This is a genomic window from Streptomyces sp. NPDC004838 (assembly GCF_053600955.1).
Genome location: NZ_JBSGAW010000013.1, coordinates 1 through 22,219, shown reverse-complemented (window position 1 = coordinate 22,219; position 22,219 = coordinate 1). Strand labels below are relative to the sequence as shown.

23 protein-coding genes and 1 tRNA gene are annotated in these 22,219 nt (G+C 69.2%); 7 read left to right on the top strand and 17 right to left on the bottom strand.

Annotation, left to right across the window (positions count from 1 at the left end):
* Nucleotides 1-56 precede the first annotated feature (56 nt).
* A complete protein-coding gene (locus ACWEFL_RS16780; RefSeq protein WP_003956804.1) occupies nucleotides 57-731 on the top strand; it encodes a Crp/Fnr family transcriptional regulator in 675 nt (224 codons plus the stop codon).
* A gap of 200 nt (nucleotides 732-931) precedes the next feature.
* On the opposite strand, the gene ACWEFL_RS16775 is transcribed toward ACWEFL_RS16780, so the two are convergent.
* From ACWEFL_RS16775 to ACWEFL_RS16755, 5 genes are all read right to left on the bottom strand, one after another.
* Nucleotides 932-1,819 (bottom strand): prohibitin family protein, encoded by an 888-nt coding sequence (locus tag ACWEFL_RS16775; protein WP_451712690.1) that lies wholly within the window; start codon nucleotides 1,817-1,819, stop codon nucleotides 932-934.
* A 110-nt stretch (nucleotides 1,820-1,929) separates the two neighbouring features.
* Nucleotides 1,930-2,760, bottom strand: coding sequence for an MBL fold metallo-hydrolase (locus tag ACWEFL_RS16770; RefSeq protein ID WP_451712687.1), 831 nt, complete (start codon nucleotides 2,758-2,760; stop codon nucleotides 1,930-1,932).
* Nucleotides 2,757-3,737, bottom strand: coding sequence for an NUDIX hydrolase (locus tag ACWEFL_RS16765; protein ID WP_451712684.1), 981 nt, complete (start codon nucleotides 3,735-3,737; stop codon nucleotides 2,757-2,759). The genes ACWEFL_RS16770 and ACWEFL_RS16765 overlap by 4 nt, the downstream gene beginning before the upstream one ends.
* Before the next feature lie 199 nt (nucleotides 3,738-3,936).
* Entirely contained in the window at nucleotides 3,937-4,407 is a 471-nt protein-coding gene (locus ACWEFL_RS16760; RefSeq protein ID WP_451712681.1) for a RidA family protein, read from the bottom strand.
* Nucleotides 4,407-4,565, bottom strand: a complete 159-nt coding sequence (locus ACWEFL_RS16755; protein ID WP_017947820.1) for a DUF4177 domain-containing protein — start codon at nucleotides 4,563-4,565, stop codon at nucleotides 4,407-4,409. The genes ACWEFL_RS16760 and ACWEFL_RS16755 overlap by 1 nt, the downstream gene beginning before the upstream one ends.
* A gap of 251 nt (nucleotides 4,566-4,816) precedes the next feature.
* Here ACWEFL_RS16755 and ACWEFL_RS16750 point away from each other — a divergent pair, with 251 nt between their 5' ends.
* Both ACWEFL_RS16750 and ACWEFL_RS16745 read left to right on the top strand, forming a co-directional pair.
* The gene (locus ACWEFL_RS16750) at nucleotides 4,817-5,926 is read left to right on the top strand and encodes an ArsA family ATPase (protein ID WP_451712678.1); all 1,110 of its coding nucleotides are present in this window, start codon (nucleotides 4,817-4,819) and stop codon (nucleotides 5,924-5,926) included.
* Nucleotides 5,923-7,431, top strand: coding sequence for an ArsA family ATPase (locus tag ACWEFL_RS16745; RefSeq protein WP_451712675.1), 1,509 nt, complete (start codon nucleotides 5,923-5,925; stop codon nucleotides 7,429-7,431). The genes ACWEFL_RS16750 and ACWEFL_RS16745 overlap by 4 nt, the downstream gene beginning before the upstream one ends.
* Nucleotides 7,432-7,939: 508 nt before the next feature.
* Here the strand turns inward: ACWEFL_RS16745 and ACWEFL_RS16740 are convergent.
* Nucleotides 7,940-8,284: a WhiB family transcriptional regulator gene (locus tag ACWEFL_RS16740; RefSeq protein WP_187283156.1), complete on the bottom strand. Its 345-nt coding sequence runs from the start codon at nucleotides 8,282-8,284 to the stop codon at nucleotides 7,940-7,942.
* Between the two features lie 451 nt (nucleotides 8,285-8,735).
* On the opposite strand from ACWEFL_RS16740, the gene ACWEFL_RS16735 reads away from it, so the two are divergent.
* Nucleotides 8,736-11,099 (top strand): transglycosylase domain-containing protein, encoded by a 2,364-nt coding sequence (locus ACWEFL_RS16735; RefSeq protein WP_451712672.1) that lies wholly within the window; start codon nucleotides 8,736-8,738, stop codon nucleotides 11,097-11,099.
* 402 nt (nucleotides 11,100-11,501) lie between these two features.
* Here the strand turns inward: ACWEFL_RS16735 and ACWEFL_RS16730 are convergent, their stop codons facing one another.
* Entirely contained in the window at nucleotides 11,502-11,966 is a 465-nt protein-coding gene (locus ACWEFL_RS16730) for a GatB/YqeY domain-containing protein (protein ID WP_451712670.1), read from the bottom strand.
* 465 nt (nucleotides 11,967-12,431) lie between these two features.
* On the opposite strand from ACWEFL_RS16730, the gene ACWEFL_RS16725 reads away from it, so the two are divergent.
* Complete coding sequence (locus ACWEFL_RS16725; RefSeq protein ID WP_451712668.1) at nucleotides 12,432-13,358, top strand: metallophosphoesterase; 927 nt, start codon at nucleotides 12,432-12,434, stop codon at nucleotides 13,356-13,358.
* A 96-nt stretch (nucleotides 13,359-13,454) separates the two neighbouring features.
* A tRNA-Pro gene (locus tag ACWEFL_RS16720) sits at nucleotides 13,455-13,528 on the top strand.
* A gap of 75 nt (nucleotides 13,529-13,603) precedes the next feature.
* Here ACWEFL_RS16720 and ACWEFL_RS16715 read toward each other — a convergent pair.
* From ACWEFL_RS16715 to ACWEFL_RS16680, 8 genes are all read right to left on the bottom strand, one after another.
* Nucleotides 13,604-14,893: a site-specific integrase gene (locus ACWEFL_RS16715; RefSeq protein WP_451712667.1), complete on the bottom strand. Its 1,290-nt coding sequence runs from the start codon at nucleotides 14,891-14,893 to the stop codon at nucleotides 13,604-13,606.
* Nucleotides 14,890-15,096: a helix-turn-helix domain-containing protein gene (locus ACWEFL_RS16710; protein WP_451712665.1), complete on the bottom strand. Its 207-nt coding sequence runs from the start codon at nucleotides 15,094-15,096 to the stop codon at nucleotides 14,890-14,892. Before ACWEFL_RS16710 ends, ACWEFL_RS16715 begins: the two co-directional genes overlap by 4 nt.
* Complete coding sequence (locus ACWEFL_RS16705) at nucleotides 15,093-16,433, bottom strand: replication initiator (RefSeq protein WP_451712662.1); 1,341 nt, start codon at nucleotides 16,431-16,433, stop codon at nucleotides 15,093-15,095. The genes ACWEFL_RS16710 and ACWEFL_RS16705 overlap by 4 nt, the downstream gene beginning before the upstream one ends.
* On the bottom strand, nucleotides 16,430-16,666 hold the full coding sequence (locus tag ACWEFL_RS16700) for a hypothetical protein (protein ID WP_451712659.1): 237 nt from the start codon (nucleotides 16,664-16,666) through the stop codon (nucleotides 16,430-16,432). Before ACWEFL_RS16700 ends, ACWEFL_RS16705 begins: the two co-directional genes overlap by 4 nt.
* Before the next feature lie 104 nt (nucleotides 16,667-16,770).
* Nucleotides 16,771-17,061, bottom strand: a complete 291-nt coding sequence (locus ACWEFL_RS16695; protein WP_451712657.1) for a hypothetical protein — start codon at nucleotides 17,059-17,061, stop codon at nucleotides 16,771-16,773.
* Nucleotides 17,062-17,092: 31 nt separating this feature from the next.
* Nucleotides 17,093-17,287 (bottom strand): hypothetical protein, encoded by a 195-nt coding sequence (locus tag ACWEFL_RS16690; protein WP_451712654.1) that lies wholly within the window; start codon nucleotides 17,285-17,287, stop codon nucleotides 17,093-17,095.
* A complete protein-coding gene (locus ACWEFL_RS16685) occupies nucleotides 17,281-18,684 on the bottom strand; it encodes an FtsK/SpoIIIE domain-containing protein (protein ID WP_451712651.1) in 1,404 nt (467 codons plus the stop codon). The genes ACWEFL_RS16690 and ACWEFL_RS16685 overlap by 7 nt, the downstream gene beginning before the upstream one ends.
* Nucleotides 18,681-19,022: an SCO3933 family regulatory protein gene (locus ACWEFL_RS16680; protein WP_451712649.1), complete on the bottom strand. Its 342-nt coding sequence runs from the start codon at nucleotides 19,020-19,022 to the stop codon at nucleotides 18,681-18,683. The genes ACWEFL_RS16685 and ACWEFL_RS16680 overlap by 4 nt, the downstream gene beginning before the upstream one ends.
* Before the next feature lie 201 nt (nucleotides 19,023-19,223).
* Between ACWEFL_RS16680 and ACWEFL_RS16675 the strand changes: the two genes are divergently transcribed.
* On the top strand, nucleotides 19,224-19,964 hold the full coding sequence (locus ACWEFL_RS16675; RefSeq protein ID WP_451712647.1) for a GntR family transcriptional regulator: 741 nt from the start codon (nucleotides 19,224-19,226) through the stop codon (nucleotides 19,962-19,964).
* Between the two features lie 499 nt (nucleotides 19,965-20,463).
* On the opposite strand, the gene ACWEFL_RS16670 is transcribed toward ACWEFL_RS16675, so the two are convergent.
* Both ACWEFL_RS16670 and ACWEFL_RS16665 read right to left on the bottom strand, forming a co-directional pair.
* Complete coding sequence (locus ACWEFL_RS16670; RefSeq protein WP_451712645.1) at nucleotides 20,464-21,105, bottom strand: hypothetical protein; 642 nt, start codon at nucleotides 21,103-21,105, stop codon at nucleotides 20,464-20,466.
* 730 nt (nucleotides 21,106-21,835) lie between these two features.
* Nucleotides 21,836-22,057 carry a hypothetical protein gene (locus tag ACWEFL_RS16665; protein ID WP_451712642.1) on the bottom strand — a complete coding sequence of 74 codons (222 nt, stop codon included), beginning with the start codon at nucleotides 22,055-22,057 and terminating at the stop codon, nucleotides 21,836-21,838.
* Nucleotides 22,058-22,219 lie beyond the last annotated feature (162 nt).

Here is a 22,219-nt window from a genome sequence, read left to right as displayed (position 1 = left end):
TGCGGTCCGGCATCATGGGGCCACGGTCCCTGAGCAGGTCGACAAGGAGAGAACTCGTGGACGACGTTCTGCGGCGCGCCCCGCTCTTCGCGGCGCTCGATGACGAGCAGGCCGCGGAGCTGCGCGGCTCGATGAGCGAGGTGACACTCGCCCGAGGTGACGCGCTCTTCCACGAGGGCGACCCCGGTGACCGCCTCTATGTGGTCACCGAGGGCAAGGTCAAGCTCCACCGCACCTCACCCGACGGGCGCGAGAACATGCTCGCCGTCCTCGGTCCTGGCGAGCTGATCGGCGAACTGTCCCTGTTCGACCCGGGCCCGCGCACGGCGACCGCCACCGCGCTGACCGAGGTGAAGCTCCTCGGCCTCGGCCACGGCGATCTCCAGCCCTGGCTGAACGCCCGGCCCGAGGTGGCCACCGCACTGCTGCGCGCCGTCGCCCGCCGACTGCGCAAGACCAACGACCAGATGTCCGACCTGGTCTTCTCCGACGTTCCGGGCCGGGTCGCCCGCGCGCTCCTCGATCTGTCGCGCCGCTTCGGCGTGCAGTCGGAGGAGGGCATCCACGTCGTCCACGATCTGACCCAGGAAGAGCTGGCCCAGCTGGTCGGCGCCTCCCGCGAGACCGTGAACAAGGCACTGGCCGACTTCGCGCAGCGCGGCTGGCTGCGGCTGGAGGCCCGTGCCGTGATCCTGCTGGACGTGGAACGCCTGGCCAAGCGCTCGCGCTGACCCGGACCGGAACGCCGGAGAAGGCGCGCCCGCCGGGCCGCGCGATAGCCGACAGCGCGGCAGCCGACAGACCGTGCCGTAACCGCGTACGTGCCGCCACATCGCGTACGTACGAGAGGGCACTTACGTACGAGAGGGCGTCCCCGGTGGTCACCGGGGACGCCCTCTCGTTGTCGACGCCCTCTCGTGGTCGGCGGGGCTCAGTTCCGCTTGCTGCCGTCCACGATCACCGGGTTGCCGCCGCCACTGCCGCACGGCACTGCGTACACCGGGTTCTTGGCCGCGGCCTCCTTGAACGCCTCGATGCACTGGTTCGCCAGGACCTTGTCGCTGAGCGATTCGTTGAGGATCCTGTTCGCCTTGGCGATGCCCTCGGCCTCGATCCTGCGGCGCTCGGCCTCCGCCTTCGCGGTGCGGGCCGCCTCCGTGGCCCGCTCGGTGGCCTGCTGCTGCTGGATCTTACGGTCGATCTGCTCCTGGAGCTGTTCGGACGGCTTCACATTGCGCAGATTGACCGTGGTGACGGCGATACCGCGCGGGGCCAGTCGCTCCTTGACCAGATCCGCGATCTCGGTGTTGATCTTCTCGCGTGCGGAGGAGTAGCCCTCCTCGCTGGTGTGGCGGGCGAAGACGTTACGGATGATCTCCCGGCTGTCCGGGAAGACCAGCCGCTGCTGGATGGCGTCCTCGCTGCCGGCGAGCCGGTACAGCTCGACGGCCTTGGCCGGGGTCACCGCCCATTTCACGGTGACCTCCACATGCATCACCCCGCCCTGCTGGGACCGGACCTCGACCACGTCCTTGTCGGAGAGATTGAGGTCTACGGGACGGGTGGAGAAGGTGGTGACGTTGGTGAACGGCGAGGTCACATTCAGTCCGGACGTCATCGGCGAACCGACCTTGCCGAAAGTGACCGGGACGCCGACCTCATAGGCGCTGATGACGTGGACACAGCTGGCTATCCCGGAGAAGAGGCCCGCTATCAGCGCGCCCAGGGCACCGAGCCTGAATTTCCCGCTCCCATTGCTCCGGCCCACGAAGTACAGCACGGCCGCGGCGATGATGAGCAGGATGAAGAGTACGAACACGATGGTGGCCCCCCATGACGAATGCCGGATGTAGGCGGAGCGTAAGACACGGTTCGCGGCTTCCGACGCCGGGGGGGCCGAGAGCGGTTCCCTCCCGAGAGGGGGCGGAATCAGATGAGGCCGTGCTCCCCGAGGTACTCCAGCTGGGCCCGTACCGAAAGCTCTGCGGCCGGCCAGAGGGACCGGTCGACGTCCGCGTACACATGGGCCACCACGTCGGCCGGAGCGCGGTGGCCGTTCTCGACCGCCGTCTCGACCTGGGCGAGCCGGTGGGCGCGGTGGGCGAGATAGAACTCGATCGCGCCTTGGGCGTCGTCGAGGACGGGGCCATGGCCCGGCAGGATCGTATGGACGCCGTCGTCGACCGTCAGCGAGCGGAGCCGACGCAGGGAGTCGAGGTAGTCGCCGAGCCGCCCGTCCGGGTGGGCAACCACGGTCGTGCCGCGGCCGAGGACGGTGTCCCCGGACAGTACGGCGCGGTCGGCGGGCAGATGGAAGCAGAGCGAGTCCGCGGTGTGGCCGGGCGTGGGGACGACTCGCAGCTCCAGGCCGCCGACGCGGATCGACGCCCCCGCCACGAGGCCCTCGTCGCCGAGCCGGAGCCGGGGGTCGAGCGCGCGGACGTTCGTACGGGTCAGCTCGGCGAAGCGGCCCGCTCCCTCGGCGTGGTCGGGGTGGCCGTGGGTGAGCAGGGTGAGCGCGATCCGTTTGCCCGCGCGCTCGGCGGTGTCGATGACATGACGGAGATGTACGTCGTCGAGCGGTCCGGGATCGATGACGACGGCCAGTTCGGAGTCCGGCTCGGAGACGAGCCAGGTGTTGGTGCCGTCGAGCGTCATCGCCGACGGGTTCGGCGCGAGGATGTTGACCGCGCGGGGGGTGGCGGGGCCGGAGAGCGCACCGCCGCGCGGCTGTCCGGGCAGGGAGGCGGCATCGGTCATCGCGAACCCCCTGCCGGCCCTGCTGATCCCCCGAGAGGACCCGTCGGCGCCGGGGGTCCTGCGGCTGCCGGATGTCCTGCGGCTTCCCGGGGGCGTACAGGTTCCGTCGCTCCTTTCGCTCCCTTCGGGATGTGTTTGGTGAACTCCTCGTGCCCCGGCCAGCTCAGCACCACTTCTCCGCTCCCCGCCTCCACCCGGGCACTGGCCAGTACGGGAGCCAGATCCTGCTCCTCCGCCGCGGCGAGCGCGTCGGCGGCCGTGGCGTATGGGGCGACGGCCCGCAGCGTGGCGACGGTCGGCGGCATCATCAGCAGCTCGCCCTTGTCGTATCCGGCCGTCGCGTCGGCAGGACGGATCCACACCGTGCGGTCGGCCTCGGTGGAGGCGTTCCGGGTGCGCTGCCCCTCGGGGAGGGCCGCCACAAAAAACCAGGTGTCATAGCGGCGGGGCTCGAACTCGGGGGTGATCCAGCGGGCCCATGCCCCCAGCAGATCCGAGCGCAGAGCCAGACCGCGACGGTCCAGAAAGTCGGCGAAGGACAGCTCGCGGTCGACCAGGGCCTGCCGGTCGGCCTCCCAGTCATCGCCTGTCGTGTCCCCCACGACCGTGTCCGGGGTGAGGCCCGCGAGGAGGACGCCCGCCTCCTCGTAGGTCTCTCTGACCGCCGCGCACACGATGGCCTGGGCGGACGCCTCGTCCACACCGAGCCGGGCTGCCCACTCCGTACGCGAGGGACCCGCCCAGCGGACCGGCCGGGAGTCGCGGTCGTCCACGCCGCCACCCGGATAGGCGTACGCACCTCCGGCAAAGGCCATGGAGGCGCGGCGGCGCAGCATATGAACGGCGGGGCCGTCCGTCGTGTCGCGCAGCAACAGCACGGTCGCGGCCCGTTTCGCCGGCGCGGGAGTGAGTTCACCGGCCGCGAGCGCGCGAATCCTGTCGGGCCACTCCGGGGGATACCACTGACCATTGGACATGGCCGGATGCTATGCAAATCCGCCGAGATGTTCGAGGGGCGCCCGGTTTCACGTGGAACGAAGATGGCCCATGCAGGTGGATTGGGCCTGATGGACGCGGCGGGCCAGACCGAGGAACTACAGGTGTGAGGCGGCCGGGAGACCCGGCCGCCTCACACCTCCTTGTGCCGACCGACGACTCGGCGCCGGCGGTACGGGATCAGTCCTGGACCAGCTCGACCTGGAACTCGACCTCGACCGGCGCGTCCAGCGGGAGCACCGCGACGCCCACGGCGCTGCGCGCGTGCACGCCCTTGTCGCCGAGCACCTCGCCCAGCAGTTCGCTCGCGCCGTTGAGGACACCGGGCTGCCCGGTGAAGTCGCTCGCGGAGGCCACGAAGCCGACGACCTTCACCACGCGGGCGATCCGGTCCAGATCACCGATGACCGACTTCACGGCGGCCAGGCCGTTGAGCGCGCAGACGCGGGCGAGATCCTTGGCCTCTTCGGCGGTGACCTCGGCGCCCACCTTCCCGGTGACAGGGAGCTTTCCCTCCACCATCGGGAGCTGCCCGGCCGTGAAGACGTACGGCCCCGAGACCACGGCCGGCTGGTACGCGGCCAGCGGAGGCACGACCTCCGGCAGCGTCAGCCCCAACTCGGCGAGCTTGGCGTCGACGACTCCGCTCATCAGGACTTCTCCCGCTTCAGGTACGCCACGAGCTGCTCGGGGTTGTTGGGCCCGGGAACGACCTGGACGAGCTCCCACCCGTCCTCGCCCCAGGTGTCCAGAATCTGCTTGGTCGCGTGCACGAGAAGGGGCACAGTCGCGTATTCCCACTTGGTCATGGGGCGACTGTAGCCGTAGGACCGGACGGACCCATGACGCAGCCCGGCCCCGACAGCGGTCCGTCACCTGACGCTGCCGGGCCGGCAGCGGTCGGGTCCCGTCGTCTCCCGGTCGTCCCCGACCCCGCCAACCCCGCGCCGCCCCTCCCCAGTACCTCCCCCCCTGCACCGTCACCTACCTGGCACCGAGTGACGCAGCCCGCACGCGACCACGTGCGTAGCGCGCGGCCCGACTGGTTAGGCTCGAAAGCGTGAGCAGGCTCCAGGTCGTCAGCGGCAAGGGTGGCACCGGTAAGACGACGGTCGCCGCCGCCCTCGCGCTCGCCCTCGCGACCGAGGGAAAGCGGACTCTTCTCGTCGAGGTCGAGGGGAGGCAAGGCATCGCACAGCTCTTCGAGACGGAAGCGCTCCCCTACGAGGAGCGGAAAATCGCCGTCGCGTCGGGCGGTGGAGAGGTCTTCGCCCTGGCCATCGACGCCGAGCGCGCCCTTCTCGACTACCTCCAGATGTTCTACAAACTCGGCAGCGCCGGACGTGCCCTCAAAAAGCTCGGCGCGATCGACTTCGCGACGACCATCGCGCCCGGAGTGCGCGATGTGCTGCTGACCGGCAAGGCGTGCGAGGCCGTGCGGCGGCGGACGAAGCAGGGTTCGTACGTGTACGACTACGTCATCATGGACGCCCCGCCCACCGGCCGGATCACGCGGTTCCTCAATGTGAACGACGAGGTGGCCGGGCTCGCGAAGTTCGGCCCGATACACAATCAGGCCCAGGCCGTGATGCGGGTGCTCAAGTCTCCCCAGACAGCCGTCCATCTGGTGACGCTGCTGGAGGAGATGCCGGTCCAGGAGACCGCGGACGGCGTCGCCGAACTGCGCGCCGCCGACCTCCCCGTCGGCCGGGTGATCGTGAACATGGTCCGCCCGCACATCCTCGACGAGGAGGCTGTACGCAGCGCCGCGGGCGACCGGCGTACGGAGATCGCCAAGGCGCTCACCGGAGCCGGGGTGAGCGGCGCGGCCAGGCTCGTCACCCCGCTGCTGCACCAGGCCGCCGACCACGCCCGGCGCGTCGAGCTGGAGCGCGAGCAGCGCTCCGCACTGGACCGCCTCGATCTGCCGTCGTACGAACTGCCGCTGCTGAGCGAGGGAGTGGACCTCGCGGGGCTCTACCGGCTGGCGAGGGAACTCCGCAGCCAAACGACGCACCAGGCACAGCAGACACGGAGTCGCACGCCGAACCGAGCGCGGACACCGGAACAGAACGAGACGCAGGACCAGACGCAGAAGCAGAAGCAGGACCAGCAGAAGCAAGGGAACCCGCAAGCGATCGAGCAAGGGAAGCAAGGGACCGGTTCATGACCCTGGACGCGTCGGCCACGCCCCTCGAAGTCGACCCGCTCATCGACGATCCGGCCACCCGCATCATCGTGTGCTGCGGCTCGGGCGGGGTCGGCAAGACGACGACCGCCGCCGCCCTCGGCGTACGAGCCGCCGAGCGCGGCCGTCATGTCGTCGTGCTGACCATCGACCCCGCGCGCCGGCTGGCCCAGTCCCTCGGCATCGACTCCCTCGACAACACCCCGCGCCGGGTCAAGGGCATAGAAGCCGACGGTCAAGGGTCGGGGGGCGAACTGCACGCCATGATGCTCGACATGAAACGGACCTTCGACGAGATCGTCGAGGCCCACGCGGACGCGGAACGCGCCCGCGCGATTCTGGAGAACCCCTTCTACCAGTCCCTGTCGGCCGGTTTCGCGGGCACGCAGGAGTACATGGCGATGGAGAAGCTGGGCCAGCTGCGGGCCCGCGACGAGTGGGACCTGATCATCGTCGACACTCCCCCGTCGCGCAGCGCGCTGGACTTCCTGGACGCGCCCAAGCGGCTGGGGTCGTTTCTGGACGGGAAGTTCATCAAGCTGCTGATGACCCCGGCGAAGATGGGCGGCCGGGCGGGGATGAAGTTCCTCAACGTCGGCATGTCGATGATGACGGGAACGCTCGGCAAGCTTCTCGGCGGCCAACTGCTGCGTGACGTACAGACCTTCGTCACCGCGATGGACACGATGTTCGGCGGCTTCCGCACCAGGGCAGACGCCACCTATCGGCTCCTCCAGGCCCCCGGCACGGCCTTCCTCGTGGTGGCGGCACCGGAGCGGGACGCGCTGCGGGAGGCGGCGTACTTCGTGGAACGGCTGGCCGACGAGGGGATGCCCCTGGCCGGTCTGGTCCTCAACCGGGTCCACGGCAGCGGCGCCGCCCGGCTCTCCGCCGAACGGGCGCTCTCGGCCGCGGAGACGCTGACCGCCGGGGAACCGGCCGATGCGGCGACCGACGCGCCTGCCGCCCAACCGGCCGGAGAAACAGACGTACAGACGACGGCTGAAGAGACGGACGACGCGACGGACGACGCGACCGGCAACGCGACGGACGAGGAGACGGACGCCACACCGGCTGCCACAGAAAATCTTGCACGGGGCCGCATTGTGGATCAGGGGCCGGGGAAGACTGGTGTTCGTGAGGCCACGGGCGCCTCTCCCGAAACCCCGTCCGTGAGCCCTTCCCCGCACCACTCTCCCGAACTTCGCCGCACCCCCGAGCCCCCTGAACACCTGGAACACCCGGAAGACCCCGAGGATCACACCGGACACTCCACTGAACAGCTGACGGCCGGTCTGCTGCGCCTGCACGCCGAACGGATGCAGGTGCTCGCGCGCGAGCAGCGGACGCGCGACCGCTTCACCGCGCTCCACCCCGAAGTGGCGGTGGCTCAAGTAGCCGCCCTGCCAGGCGACGTACACGATCTGGCGGGTCTGCGGGCCATCGGCGATCAGTTGGCGACCGGCGGCAGGAGCGCTACCGGCTAGGCGACGGCCGGTCCGTCTCGGCCGAGCCGTACAGAACACCGTCGGACACCGCACGGCACCCAGGCTCCTTCGGACACCGCGAAGGCGGCCCCCTCGTCAGCAGCCGCTTCGAGGCAGGCCGGGGCGCCGACCAGCGGGGCGCCGCGAACCCGCGGTCAGGGCAGGTTCACAGGCACGGGCGCGGGCAGGGCAGTTGACAGACAAGGCAGCCCAAGCCCACAGCCAGGGCCGGAGAAAGCCGCGCCGGGCGAAACCCGAAGTCACGGCAGAACACGATGTCGCACAAGGGCGTGCGGCCACGCGGGCATGACGACCGCCGCGTACGCCCGTGTTCGCCGCCTCTCGACGGCCCCACTTCGCGTCGCGCGTTACCGCTGCCCGCCCCATGTGCACACACGGGCATGGACGACCTTGGCGTACGTACGCCCCCATACGCACGCCCCACGCGGTCCACAGGGCCCTGCGCCGTCCCCGGACGAGCCCCTGAACCACCTCACGACCGTGTGAGCTATCCCACAGCCGCGTATGCCTCGTACGTCTCGTCGTCGTCGAGGCCCACGGGCAGGATGCCCGCGCTCCGCTCATACTCCGTTCGCGCTGTTTCGAGAAGTCTGCGCCAGGAAGTGACCGTGGGACGCCTGCGCAACAGCGCACGCCGCTCCCTTTCGGTCATTCCCCCCCAAACGCCGAACTCCACGCGGTTGTCGAGGGCATCAGCAAGGCACTCGGTCCGCACCGGACATCCGGTGCACACCGCCTTGGCCCTGTTCTGAGCCGCCCCTTGTACGAACAGTTCATCTGGATCGGTAGTGCGGCAGGCTGCCTGCGCACTCCAGTCGGTTACCCAGCCCATCCCGGCTGCCGTCCTCTCCCGAATCGAGGCTCCCCCACGGCGGCATCGGCATATTCACCGCTGCCAGTTGAGGACGTTACGGAAGGCGGGCGCGGTACAACACCCCCTGCGTGCCCAATCTCGAATGGCCCGAACGGACTATGGGTACGCGGCAGATCACCCAGGGGAGTGAGCTGAGGGCATAGCGAACTTTCCCGACAATTCGGGGCGTACCAGCCGAGTCACAGCAGACATCGGGTGAGACAAAATGCGGATTCGGCTTGAATTCGGGCACGGAAGGCTTGATTCCACTTTCCCTGCCGCAGGCGTCCGATGACTATGGGACACGCCACGAACTTGCTGTGGATTCCGGGATCGCCTTGATACGCAACCGCACTGCTGTGACAGTTGATAGCAGCTTAGGCCATGGCCTATACCTATGTCCGGCGAATGAGAACGTAGGCTGCACTACATGTCGAAGAAGCGCTCGGGTGGGGGTCTGACCGGGACCCAGCAAGCCGCCAAGTTCCTCGGTGTCAGCGTGCTCTCGGGAGCGGTGCTCGCGGGCATCGCCCTGCCCGCCGCCGGCGCGCTGGGGCTCGCGGCCAAGGGAACGGTCCAGGGGTTCGACGAGATCCCCGCGAACCTCAAGACGCCCCCGCTGAGCCAGCGCACCACCGTCCTGGACGCCAACGGAGGCCAGATCGCCACGGTCTACAGCCGCGACCGCACGGTGGTCCCCCTCGACCAGATCTCGCCGTACATGCAGAAGGCGATCGTCGCGATCGAGGACTCGCGCTTCTACGAGCACGGCGCGATCGACCTCAAGGGCGTGCTCCGTGCTCTCAACCGCAACGCCCAGTCCGGCGGTGTCGCCCAGGGCGCGTCGACGCTGACGCAGCAGTACGTCAAGAACGTCTTCGTGGAGGAGGCCGGCGACGACCCCGACAAGGTCGCCCAGGCCACTCAGCAGACACTCGGCCGCAAGATCCAGGAGCTGAAGTACGCGATCCAGGTCGAGGAGGAGCTGGGCAAGAAGAAGATCCTGGAGAACTATCTCAACATCACCTTCTTCGGCCAGCAGGCGTACGGCGTCGAGGCCGCGTCCCAGCGCTACTTCTCCAAGAAGGCCAAGGACCTGAAGCTGGAGGAGGCGGCGATGCTCGCGGGCCTCGTCCAGTCCCCCAGCCGCTACGACCCCGTCAACGACACGGAGGAGGCGACCAAGCGCCGGAACATCGTGCTCCAGCGCATGGCCGACGTCCGTGACATCTCGCAGGACGAGGCGGACAAGGCGAAGGCCACCCCGATCCAGCTCAAGAAGACCGAGCCGAAGAACGGCTGCATCACGGCGGTCAGGGGCGCGGGCTTCTTCTGCGACTACGTACGCGCGACCTTCCTGTCCGACCCGGTCTTCGGCAAGACCAGGCAGGATCGGGTCAAGCTCTGGAACCAGGGCGGCCTGACAATCAAGACCACGCTGGACCCGAAGGCGCAGGAGTCTGCACAGAAAGCGATCAAGGAGTACGTGTACCAGGGGGACAAGGTCGCCACCGCGGTGACCATGGTCCAGCCGGGGACCGGCAAGGTTCTCGCGATGGGCCAGTCCAAGCCGTACGGCTTCGGGAAGAACGAGACCCAGATCAACTACTCCGTCGACAAGAAGATGGAGGGGTCGAACTACGGCTTCCCGGTCGGCTCGACCTTCAAGCCGTTCGTGGCGGCCGCGGCCCTGGAGCAGGGCAAGCCGGTGAACCAGTCGTACGCGGCGCCGTACTCCATGCCGTACCCCAGCCCTATCCAGACGTGTGACAGCGGCAAACCGTGGGTGAACTCCGAGGGCAGCAAGCTGGAGAACGAGCTGGAGTCGGAGAAGGGGCCGTACCCGCTCCAGGAAGCGATGGCGCTGTCGGTCAACACGTACTTCGTGCAGATGATCGCGGACATCGGTCTCTGCCCAGTCGTGAACATGACCGACAAACTCGGCGTGCTGCAGGGTGACGGCGAGAAGCTGCCCGTCTCGCCCGCGGCCATGTCGCTCGGCTCGCGGGGCATCTCCCCGCTCACCATGGCGAACGCGTACGCGACCTTCGCCAACCGCGGCACGTACTGCACCCCGGTCGCCATCGAGTCGATCCGTACGGCGGACGGCAAGAACCTCGAAGTGCCCAAGAGCAGCTGCACGAGGGCGATGAGCGAGCGGACGGCCGACTCGATCAACACGCTGCTGCGCGATGTGATCGACTCCGGTACGGGCCAGAGGGCCGGTCTGACCGGTCGTGACAACGCGGGCAAGACCGGTACGACGGACGAGCGGCGCAACGCCTGGTTCGTCGGCTACACCCCGAACCTCGCCGGAGCGGTCTGGGTGGGCAGCGCCAGCCAGCAGGTGAAGATGGAGAACATCACCATCGGCGGCAGGTACAAGCCGAAGGTCTTCGGTGGTGAGGTCCCCGGCTCGATCTGGCGGAGCATGATGACCGGCGCGCTCGCGGGCAAGGAGGCCCCTTCCTTCAACAGCGTCTCGATCCCGCAGCCTCCGCAGCCGGAGGAAGAGGACCGCCCGGACGACGGCAAGCCCGGTGACAGGGGCGACGGCGAGGGCGACGGAGACGGCGAGGGCGGCCGGGGCAACAGGGGCAACGGCGGCGCCGGCGAGAACCCGATCCCCGGCATCTCCACGGCACCGGGCCTGCTCGGCGGCGGCGACAACGGCGGCGCTCAGGGCCCCACCGGCGGCGGCGGTTCAGGCACCCCTGACGGCGGACCGAGCGCCACCGGCGGCTTGCTCACCGGCGGCGTGGGCCGGGACGGCGGCGGCGGTTTCGAACCGTGACGGTGATCGGCGCCGCGGTCACCGAAGGTGACGGCGCTCAGCGGTGACGAGCGCGGCTTGAAGCGGAGAACGGCGGAGGGGCCCGGGTCGGGAGAGATGACCTGGGCCCCTCGGCGTCGGAGCGGCGCGGTGCTCGCGGCGCGGTGCTCGCGGCGCGGCGCTCGCGGCGCGGGGCGCGGGGCGCGGGGCGCGGGGCGCGGGGCGAGCCGGGAACTCGGGGTCGGGCGGATCGGCTCCCGGATCCAGCCGCCTCGGCGTCCCGGCACCCGGCGTCTCGGCCAGATCTCCGGGTTCTCGGGGATCTCCGGGAGCCTGGCCTTCCGGTCGTGCGGTCTGCCTGCCTGCCTGCGGATGTGCGCTCTGCGAATGCGCGCGGCGGATGGAGGTGCCGCTCGGAATCCGTCAGCCCGCGAGCAGCTGCTTCACGGCCGCGGCCACCCGGCCGCCTTCCGCACGGCCCGCGACCTTCGGGTTGACGATCTTCATGACGGCCCCCATGGCCCGCGGCCCCTCCGCACCGGCCGCCCGAGCCTCCTCGACGGCCCCGGCCACGATCTGGCGCAGTTCGTCGTCGCTGAGCTGCTGCGGAAGGTACGCGTCAAGGAGAACCCCCTCCGCCTTCTCCCGCTCGGCCTGCTCGGCCCGGCCGCCTTGGGCGAACGCGTCGGCCGCCTCACGGCGCTTCTTCGCCTCCTTGGCGATCACCTTCTGCACCTCCTCGTCGGACAGCTCGCGGGCCGTCTTGCCCGCGACCTCCTCCTTCGTGATGGCGGAGAGGGTCAGCCGGAGCGTCGACGAACGCAGTTCGTCGCGCGCCCTGATCGCCTCGGTGAGGTCTTCCTTGAGCTTGGCCTTGAGCGTAGTCATACAGGGAGTGTGGCAGGTGGGGAGACGGGAACGCCCGACCATTTCGGGCGGGGGCGTCCGTATGTGCGCCTTGGGACTCGGGCTGACCGGTGCGGGACCACCCGGCGGTGCGACACGGGGCCGGCCGGCCCCGACCTGAATGGTCCAGAAGACCGTACGAACGGAGAACGCGGCCGACGGTCCGAGCACGGGCTCAGCGGGCGTGAACCGTGGACGCGGATCCGAGCGACCCGCATCCGACCGGTACGAATCGGGCCAGGCCCACATCCGCCCGGTACAAAATCCGGCCCGGTCCGCATCCGCCCGGTCCGCATCGCGCCCGCATCCGGCCGGCACGGACTTGGCGCGGCTCCCACGACCCGCCAGGCCATGCACTCGACGTTGGCGCCTCAACCGTCCGGGCCGGGCGAACGCCCGTCCGCCTCCTGGCTCTTCCGGGGCTTCCGGGTCTGCGACGATGGACACATGCGCGCACGCTACGGAGTACCCCTGGGAATCACGGCAGTCGGCGCAGCCGGCATCGCCTACGCCGCCGCCTTCGAGGCCCGTTCCTTCCGGCTCCGACGGCTGACGGTCCCCGTGCTCCCGACGGGGATGCGCCCCCTCCGCGTTCTCCAGGTCTCCGACATCCACATGGTCGGCGGCCAGCGCAAAAAGCGCGCCTGGCTCCAGTCCCTCGCGGGTCTGCGCCCCGATTTCGTCGTGAACACGGGCGACAACCTCTCCGACCCGGAGGGCGTCCCGGAGGTCCTGGACGCGCTGGGCCCGCTGATGGAGTTCCCGGGGGTGTACGTGTTCGGCTCCAACGACTACTACGGCCCCAAGCTCCGCAACCCGGCCCGCTACCTGCTGGAGAAGGCCCAGGGCCGCCACGGCCTGAACGGCAACGCTCCCGCGGTCGGCGCCGTCCACAACCCCTGGCAGGAGATCCGGGACGCGTTCGACGCCGCGGGCTGGGTCGGCTTGAGCAACACCCGCGGCCGCCTGAAGCTGGACGCCGGCGAGGTCGCGTTCACCGGCCTTGACGACCCCCACATCAAGCGCGACCGGTACGAGAAGGTCGCGGGCGGCCCCGAGCCCGACGCGGCCCTCTCCCTGGCCGTCGTCCACGCCCCGTACCTCCGTACCCTCGATGCCTTCACCACCGACGGCTACCCCCTGATCCTTGCGGGTCACACCCACGGCGGCCAGCTCCGCATCCCCTTCTACGGCGCCCTCGTCACCAACTGTGACCTCGACACGGACCGCGCCCGTGGCCTCTCCAACCACCACGCATCGGGCAACACCGCCTACCTCCACGTCTCCGCCGGCTGCGGCACCAACCGCTACACCCCCGTCCGCTTCGCCTGCCCCCCTGAGGCGACCCTCCTGACCCTGGTCGAGAGGGAGTAGCCCCCTTCCGGACCGGCTCCAGCCCACGAAAACCGGATTTCGCCTGGGGCCGCGGGTGGGCTAAAGTAATCGTTGTCGCCGTGAAGCCGGTGACATCGGGGTGTAGCGCAGCTTGGCAGCGCGCTTCGTTCGGGACGAAGAGGTCGTGGGTTCAAATCCCGCCACCCCGACACTGGTCAGAGGGCCTAGCGAGATCATTCGCTAGGCCCTCTGAGTGTCTATACAGCAGCGGAGTACAGCAACCGCTACGGCTCCCGGCGACCGCCTGGCCGCTTCTTGATCTTCTTCTCCTTGCCCTTCCCAGGCTTCGGCTTGCTGCCGTCCAGGGCCTTGCCGAGCTTCCGGAGCGCCTTCCGGGTCGCAGCGGAGGGAACGTGCGTATAGACCTCCATGGTCACCGCGATCTCCGAGTGCCGGAGGATCTGCATGGCGATGCGCGGGTGGACATCGAGCGCCGCCAGAAGCGAGGCGCAGGTGTGCCGGGTGTCATGGACGCGGATGATCCGCACCTCGGCGCGACCGCACCGCCGGTTGAACTCGCGGTTGAAGTTACGCGGCTCGACCGGAGTGCCGTACCGCGTCGTGAAGACGAGATCCGACTCCGCCCACAGCTCCCCCGCCTTCAGCCGGGCGGCTTCCTGTGCCTGTCGGCGGAGCCGCAGGGCAGCCAGGCAGATACCCGGCAGCGGGAGGACCGCTTCGGACGCCTCGGTCTTGGCCGTGTCGGTGTGGATCAGACGTCGGCGGACCCTCTGGAGCTGATGCCGGATCCGCAGCTCACCCGCTTCGAGATCGACATCCGACCAGGTCAGACCCAGTACCTCGCCCTTGCGCAGGCCCAGAACGAGGATCAGGGAGTACGCCGCGTAGAGGCTGTCCCGCCAGGTCTGGGCATTCGCCAGGAAGGCGCACGCCTCCTCCACCGACCACGGGTCGGGCTTCCTGCGCCGGGCACGCTGGACCTTGACGAGCTGGGCGACGTTCCGGGAGATCCGCTCCTCCACCACGGCATTGGTGAGGGCACTCCGGAGGACCGTCCTCGCGTCGTTGACGGACCGCTTGGCGAGGGTCCCCCGGCAGCACTTCCCGATGGCGCAGCACCTGCGCTTCTCCTCGGGCCGACGTTCGTCCTTGCCCTGTGCGCAGCACTGGCAGGCTTCGGCGAGCTTGTTGAGCCAGCTCCTCATGTCCTGCACGGTCAGCCGGTCGAGACGCCGGGAGCCGAGGAAGGGCACGATGTAGAGCCGTACGGCCGTCTCGTACGTCGCCGCCGTCAGCGGCCGGAGGTTGGGCTCGACCACGTCCCGCAGCCAGTAGGCGAGGTACGTCGCGAGCGTCGGTGTCGAGGTCGCCACCGGCCCCTTCTTGGACTCCGCGTGAAGCTTGATCCACTTGCTGTGGACCTCATCGCGGGTCTTGCCGTAGACGTACTTCCGGGCCCGCGTGCCGTCCGGTTTGGTGACCCAGACGTAGGCCGCGTAGCCGTTCTTGTACGGGTAGATGGAGCCCTCGCCGTTTCCACGCTTGCCGCTCATGCCAGCGCCCCTTCGGTGTCGGTCGTGACGCGCTGGATGTAGTCGTCGACCCAGGCCGCCAGGATGCGGCGGTTGCGGCCGACCTTGACGGAGCGGATCTCTCCGGTGAGGACGAGGGTCTTGGTCTTGGAGAGGCCGAAGCCGAGCATGGCGGCGACCTCGGCGGTGGTGTGCCACTTCCGTGCGATCACGGTGTGCGTCATCGAACGGCCCCCTTCGTGTGCGGTGCCGGGGGTGCGATGAGGGCGGCTTCGGGGGTGTAGCCGCGTCCGGCGTAGCGCCAGTGGCCGACCGTGATGGTGGAGTGGTCGCTCAGGCCGAGGGCTTCGCGTTGACGTTGGGCGCGGTGTTCGGTGCGGGCGTTGCGGAGGGCGGTCAGGGTGGTGGAGTAGGCGCGGGATTTGGTGGAGAAGTGGCCGCGGTAGCCGAGCATGTGTGCCCAGCGGCGGAGCTGAAGAGGCGCGAAGGGCTGGAGTGCGCCGAGCCACCAGCAGGTACCGATCATGCGGAGCGCATGGGCCCGTACCGGCAGTAGGACGAGGTCTCTGCCGGAGTGGATACGGCCGTCGACCGCCCCGGCCGCTTCGGCTCCTTTCGTGGCGTACTTGGCGATGTACCCGGCGACCTTGCCGGTGCCGGTGATCGGCCGTACGTCGGTCTGGACGCCGAAGCGGAGGACGCGGGGACCGATGATGCCGGGCCCGGGGGCGGTCAGGCGTACTCGTTCGGCCGCCGTCCGGACCGCTTCGGCGAGGAGTTCGTACGTGGCCCAGGTGGGCGGCTCCTGGTGTGGGCCGTCCGGGCCGTCGAGGCGTACGACCGCGTGGAAGTGGACCAGGCCGCGCCGCTGGTACTCGGCGACTTTGGCGTACGAGAGCCGGGCCGCCCCTGCGAAGTCCGTACGGGAGATGCCTGCCTGCCGGGCCAGGTCGCGGCGGAGTTCGATGGTGAAGCGGTGCCAGAGCCGCCCTGCGTGGGACTGCCAGAGCACGGCTCCGGCGTAGTCGTAGCAGCGCGGGCACAGCGGCTCGCCGAGCCGAGGGTCATTGGGCTCGTGCCGGGTGTGGCACCCCGCCGGGCGACCGTGGGGGCAGCGGTCCGCCGACGAGCGGGGACGGCAGGCGTGCACTCGGCCGTTGCGGTCACGTCGTACGTGGACCGGGCCGAAGCCGGGTGCGGTCAGCGTGGCGAACACCTGCGGATGCCCGGCGACCGCTTCCGTGACGCCCTTGCCGCCGACGAGCCCGGCCCGGATCAGTTGGTACGTGTCCCCCCGGTACACATGAGCGCAGGCCGGGCAGACCGCCGACCGCCGGTTGCCGCAGGTGACCAGCAGCCGACCGCCGTAGGTTCCGGAGGAGTAGGTAAGCAGTGCTTGACCCGTGGCCGTGTCGAACACGGCCGTCTCGCCGACGAGATGGACCGGGTTGGTGCAGCCGCCGAGTGCGACGACGTTCCGCCGCCAGGCGTCGAACTCGGGTGTGGTCGCGCGCTCGACGAGAGCGGCCACGCCCTGGGGAAGGCGTACGGGATCGGTCATCGCGGACCCCCGAACGCCTGCCCCATGACGGCAGCGATCGCCTGCGGACGTGTCTTGGCGCTGAAGCGGAGCGTCGGATCGGTCAGCCAGAGCGCGGCAGCGTGCGCCGGGCAGAGACGCTGTTCCGTGCCGTCGAGGGCGACGAGGACGACCTGTTCCCGGCCGTCGCACATCGCGCGTTCTTCATCGCGCAGCCCGCACACGGGCGTACGCGGGTGCTTCCTGGTGGACAATGTGTGTCGACTCCTTTCACTGCGTACGTGGCGGATGGAGTGGGTTCCTGACGGGGTCGGGTTTGGCGACTTCGCGCCCCGTCGGGAACCTGTCTTGATCGCGGTCACTGCCGTGCCCCGGGCGGAGTCGCGTACACGCGGTACGCGATCGGCCCGAAGTCGCGGCACGCCGTGTAGTAGCCCTCGCCGATGTCGTCGACCGGAACGCCGAGCGGGATGGCGATCCAGTTCGCGCCCTCTTCCCGCGCTGCGGTGTCAGCGGCTTGGACCAGGACGGCGAAGGACGGGTTACGCGGGACGAGCACCCCGGGGTGGGTGGTCAGGTAGTCCGCCAGCTCCCGGAGTCCGGTGATGAACGCGTTCCGGTCACCGGAGCGGATGGTGTACGGGGGCATGGATCCCCTCTCCTTTCTGTGCTGTGGTTGATCAGAAACGGAGCTGAGCAAGGAGACCGCTCACTCCGTCGATGGCCGTCTGGACGACGGGCGCGGCTGCGGTCGTGGCCAGCAGGAAGCCGAAGAGTCCGGAGATCAGGACGTCGGGCAGCCGCAGATAGCGGATGCGGAGGAGGAACCAGATCAGCAGGCCGAGCAGGAGCACGGCCGACATGGTGATCAGCACGGCGCATCCCCTGTGCCGGTTTCGCCGTCGGGGCGGTCGATCCGTTCGATACGGACATCCGGGCTGTCAGGGGTTCCGCCCATGGCGTCGATCAGTTGCGGCAGGCACGGGGTCAGGTGCGCGTTCTCAGCGGCGATGGCTTCCGCGTCCGCTTCCGAGATGAGGAAGGACCGGGCCCGTTCCCAGCCGTCGCCGGAGGCGAGGACCGCCGTACCGGCCTGTTCGGGCGTGATCGCCTGAGCAGCCTTGAGCGCGTCCGGGTTGAGGTCCCCGAGCGCCATCTCCGCCGTGCCCGGATCGGACACCCGGTGACAGACACGACCGGCGAGCTGGGCGCGCAGGGCGGTGACTCCGGGGCCCATGTCGGAGCCGACGCGCTGCCCGGCGACGATGAGGAAGACCCCGAGGGCCGCGCCGAGTTGGGCGAGGCGGATGAGGGCGGTGGCCGCCGCCTGCGCTTCGTCCTTCTCGCTGCGGCTCGCGATGAGGAAGAGTTCGGCGATCTCGTCCACGATCACAACCACCGGGACCGGCCGCGTGGTGTCCGGCAGGCCCCAGACGTTCCGGACGTGCGCGGCACGGCAGACCGCCATCCGGTCGAGGGTCAGGTCCACGAGCGCCGACAGGAGCTTGACCGCCTGCGCACGGTTGGTCGCCAGTGCGGAGAGCCGGGGACCGTAGAGCGAGAGTTCCATCCCGCCCTTGCAGTCGATCCCCACCAGGGCGACAGGCTGCGGAGCCAGGCCGGCCACCAAGGCGTTGACGAGCGTCGACTTCCCGGACCGGGTGGCACCGACGATCAGCCAGTGAGGAACGCGGCGCAGGTCGACGACCCACTGAGCGCCAGTCTCCAGGGCTCCGACGGCGACACGTAACAGCCTTCCGTCACCGGCTCGTTTGGCTATTCGGGGTGCTTGCAGCGGGTCGGTCGCGGACGCCGCGATCCGTACGACACCGGGCTTCCACACGGTCACGCGCACCGCGTGCACCTCCCAGGCGTGTGCCATGGCGGGCGCGGCCTTGACGAAGTCCTCCGGGGTCTGGCCGGGCAGCAGCCGGACCAGCATCCAGAAGCCCACACCGGTCGGCCGGATGATTCCGTGCCGGGGGACGTGCGGCTGGGGTGGGGGCGCTCCCTTGCCGACGAGCCCGGAGACCACGATCAGCGCGGCCTTGCGGCTCACGGCCAGGCCGCACCCGGCCATGAGCGCCCGCCAGGTCCGTACGACCCGAAGGCAGGCGACCGGGTAGCCGAACACCAGCCACCAGCCGATCGGGTAGCGGCGGCGCAGGGCCGGGCCCGCGATGAGCAGACCCGCCCCCGACACCACGGCCACCAGCAGAACCCAGCTCAGCCAGACAGGACCGGCATCGTGGTCGGTGGCCAGGACGGTCACTGTCCGGCCCCCTTCCCGGCCGCAGCGGAAAGGGGCTTGATCTCTTCGGCCCGGAAGGCGATCCCGTGCCGTCCGTCGTTCTCCCACGGCATGGCGACGAGGTTCCGCACCTGCACGGGCATACCGAGCTGCACGCCGGTCGGCTCGCCGGGAACGCTCACGTTCACGACCTCGGCCGTCGCCCCGCTCATGAGGCACAGGCCGACCTGATACATCGTCTTGCCGGTCTCGCGGTCGATCTTGAGCTGTCCGGTCTCGCGGTTGGCGACACGCGGGGACGGCGCGACCGCGCAGATCATCCCCGTGAACTTCGCAGTGTCGATCGGAAGGGTTGCCACTTGCTGAACTCCTCTGCTGTCACACCCTGAAGGTCGTCCCTTCGGGTTGCCTGACCACCCGTAGTACGGGTTGAGGCTCAAGGGTGCATCCCGTACTACGGGTTGTCAAGCGGCAGGTAATGAGCGAGGCTGTCCACGACGTTGGGCAACCTGCCCAACCGGACGAACACCCGAGCAGTCGCCACGGCACGGAGGGCCCGTATGCCGCCGAAGAAGACGCAGCCGAAGTACCGGCAGATCGCCGACTACCTGCGCGAAGGCATCCTCAACGGCACCTTCCCCGCGGGCCAGCCGCTCCCCTCGGAAGAAGCTCTCGCCAAGCAGTTCAGCGTGACCCGACCCACCGTGCGCCAGGGCATCACTGAGCTACGCGCATCCGGTCTCGTCGAAGCGATCATGGGCCGGGGCACCTTCGTCCGCTCCCCCCACAACCGCCCGACCCTCACCCGCCGACGCGGAGTCCGCCGCACCCCTGATGGCGCGTACGTCGAGGCCGACGGCATCCGCTGGACCGACGCGGAAGACTCGACGATCACCCGCACAGACGCCCCACTCGCTCTCGCGGACCTCCTGCGTATCCCCCCGGGCGAGCCCATGCTCACGCACGACGCCTTGCAGACCGCCGACCAGGGCCGACTCCGCCAACTCCACAGGACCTACGTCCCGTTCTCGGTCCTCGTGGGCACGGCGTACGAGGACAAGCCCCTGCCCGCAACGCCCGAGCTATACCAGGCGCTCGCCGACATGGGCCACGAACTCCGCTTCACCGAACACGTCCGCCCCCGAATGCCACTCCCCGACCAGGCCCAGGCACTACGACTCGGGGAAGGCGTACCCCTACTCCACATCCTCCGGGTCACGACCACCGAGGACGGCAAACCGCTCGCGCTGGAAGAGTTCCACCTTCCCGGGGAGAACCTGGAGGTCTCGTACCCACTGTGAGACGGGATGGGGGCGGAACAGACTTCTGATATTCCGTCACGCCCGTTGGGCGGTTCAAACCTTCTTCACTTCATCAAGGCACCCGGCTGCGCTCCGCTCCGCCGGGCGCGCTTCCCGGCTCTGGCTGCGCCCGCGCTCCTGCCTTCGGCCCGCTCGGCGCTGCCCCGCCGACGCGCGCCCACAACTGGATAGGCCCGGAGGCATGAGACGAGAACCAAACCCGCGGCTCCAAGACGACGCCTCCGGCGGGGGCGCTCAGACTCCGGGATGGACGGGGCACCGCTCGCAAGTGCACGCCGGAGCATGGCGAGCGTCGCGGGAGCTCCCATCCCGACCACCTTCGCCCCAGGCAGAGCCGAGCAGTCGCGGCCCAGGGCGTCAAGGTCGTTCGTGCAGTGGCGCGCTCCACCTTGACGCCCTGAACCACGACCGCTCCACGGTGTGTGGGTCGAAGGCGGACGGGATGGGAGCAGGGGTGAGTGATGAGTTGATCTAGGGGCTACCGAGCCAACCGACCACGACCGGACCGAACTACAGTCGGACCGGTTACGCCAAGCTCGTCCCGCACGGCCGCCTGAAACCTGGCTATTGGCTCCTTCACAGCCAAGACCGCTTCGAACGCCGCGTCTTGTGTGCCGCGTGTTGTTTCTACAGCACCGACCGCATCCCACGCCGCCTCGAACATGACCGCTGCCGCAGTCGGTGTAGCCCCATCAGAGAGGATAGAGATCTCGGCTGTTAGATGCTCTGCTGCTTCAAGGAGTCCGAACGCCTGCGTAAGCGCTTCTCGAACGATTTCCAAGTGAATGACATCAAAGATCACCGGATCGTCGGAGTCTGGAGGAACATCGGTCTGGGGAACGTTCAACAGCGTCGTATGCCCGGCCCGCCGAAGTCTCGAATACTCATCTTCATTGGGAAGACTGGCACACGCGCTCCAGAGAATGCGTTCTGTCTCCTTGATCTTGTAAAGCAGCTCCTTCGCGACACGGAACCGTTCAGCATGCCATCTTCGGAGGTCTTCGGCGGTTCTCCGTTCGCGTTCGGCCCTCTTCTGTAGGACTTGCGTCAAGATCGCTGCTGTCAGCGTTCCGCCCACCCCAAGGGCTGCGAGAAGGAGCTGTATTGTCGATTGGCTCACTGGCTGAGGCTAGCGCTGATAGCCGTCTCCTGGGCGTCCCCGGACTGGGCCGTTCCTGGGCCGGGCGAGGCCGCTCACGGGTGACCACTGGCGACAAAACCGTGACAGGTGGGCTACGAGCCCGGACAGCGACAACCGCCCACGGCCAGCCACGACCGTACGAACAGCCGGAGTCCGGGTGGTGAAAACCCCCGCACGCGTCTTCTAAACACCAGGTCAGGCAACGGGCCCTTGCCGTCCGGTTCGGGCTGCGGCGCTGGGGCGCCGGTCCCGACCGGGCGGCAAGGGCCGCGCTGGGGAACGAGGGCAGGGGGTCACCGCTTCAACGTCTCGTGGATGAGTACGTGATGTGGCCCCGGTCGCCGCTGCGGGGGCTCGGGCGACCGGGGCCGTGAGAGGACGGGTGCCCCTCCTTCCCCGGTCCGGTGGATACCGACACCGGCCCGAGGGGTGATCGCTCCGGCCCATTCCTTCGCTCATCGAGTGCAGGAAGGCCCGGAACGAGGGTCCTACTCCGTGCTCGGCGCGCGGTACCTGCGCAGAGCCTCTTCGCCGGGGGTGGGTCCGTGGCTGAGCGTCGGTGCGCAGCGGGGGCACGCGTACAGAGTTGTTCCGGACCCGCTGATGCTGGGAATCCAGCGAACGCTCACCGGGGCGGCCGTCGCGGACCCGCAGCCGACGCAGGTGGCTGTGAAGGCTGTGGGTGGAGGCGAGGTGAGCGCGTCGGGGGTCACAGGTCGGCTCCGTAAGTGAGGGGAACACAGGAGAGTTCGAGCGCACTGCCCGTCTGTACGAGCACCCGTCGCCGCGGCTGTTGCACGGCACGAAGCCGCAGGGTGTCGTCCAGCGGTGCGTACGGGCGGACGAGGGGGATGTCCTCGCCCCTGAGCGGGACGAGCCGTTCGAGGACATGGGCGGGTAGCGGAGTCGTCCACGGCTCTATTCGGACCACGGGCGACCGGGGGACGGTAAGAGGCGGGGTGGCCCGGTGGCGTCCGCAGGGCGGGAGTGCCCATCTGAGAAGCTGTTGTCTTTCCGCACTTGATCGCCGTGTTGTCGCTGGTCAGGCATGGTGCCGGGGTTTCCGTGGCAGACAGAGCACGTCGTGTCAGCG

Coding starts and splice junctions, on each gene's coding strand:
- ACWEFL_RS16725 (WP_451712668.1), top strand. CDS start 12,432: ATGCGCGCACGCTACGGAGTACCCCTGGGAATCACGGCAGTCGGCGCA.
- ACWEFL_RS16740 (WP_187283156.1), bottom strand. CDS start 8,284: ATGGGCTGGGTAACCGACTGGAGTGCGCAGGCAGCCTGCCGCACTACC.
- ACWEFL_RS16760 (WP_451712681.1), bottom strand. CDS start 4,407: ATGAGCGGAGTCGTCGACGCCAAGCTCGCCGAGTTGGGGCTGACGCTG.
- ACWEFL_RS16710 (WP_451712665.1), bottom strand. CDS start 15,096: ATGACGCACACCGTGATCGCACGGAAGTGGCACACCACCGCCGAGGTC.
- ACWEFL_RS16715 (WP_451712667.1), bottom strand. CDS start 14,893: ATGAGCGGCAAGCGTGGAAACGGCGAGGGCTCCATCTACCCGTACAAG.
- ACWEFL_RS16730 (WP_451712670.1), bottom strand. CDS start 11,966: ATGACTACGCTCAAGGCCAAGCTCAAGGAAGACCTCACCGAGGCGATC.
- ACWEFL_RS16695 (WP_451712657.1), bottom strand. CDS start 17,061: ATGCCCCCGTACACCATCCGCTCCGGTGACCGGAACGCGTTCATCACC.
- ACWEFL_RS16735 (WP_451712672.1), top strand. CDS start 8,736: ATGTCGAAGAAGCGCTCGGGTGGGGGTCTGACCGGGACCCAGCAAGCC.
- ACWEFL_RS16765 (WP_451712684.1), bottom strand. CDS start 3,737: ATGTCCAATGGTCAGTGGTATCCCCCGGAGTGGCCCGACAGGATTCGC.
- ACWEFL_RS16745 (WP_451712675.1), top strand. CDS start 5,923: ATGACCCTGGACGCGTCGGCCACGCCCCTCGAAGTCGACCCGCTCATC.
- ACWEFL_RS16705 (WP_451712662.1), bottom strand. CDS start 16,433: ATGACCGATCCCGTACGCCTTCCCCAGGGCGTGGCCGCTCTCGTCGAG.
- ACWEFL_RS16675 (WP_451712647.1), top strand. CDS start 19,224: ATGCCGCCGAAGAAGACGCAGCCGAAGTACCGGCAGATCGCCGACTAC.
- ACWEFL_RS16755 (WP_017947820.1), bottom strand. CDS start 4,565: ATGACCAAGTGGGAATACGCGACTGTGCCCCTTCTCGTGCACGCGACC.
- ACWEFL_RS16770 (WP_451712687.1), bottom strand. CDS start 2,760: ATGACCGATGCCGCCTCCCTGCCCGGACAGCCGCGCGGCGGTGCGCTC.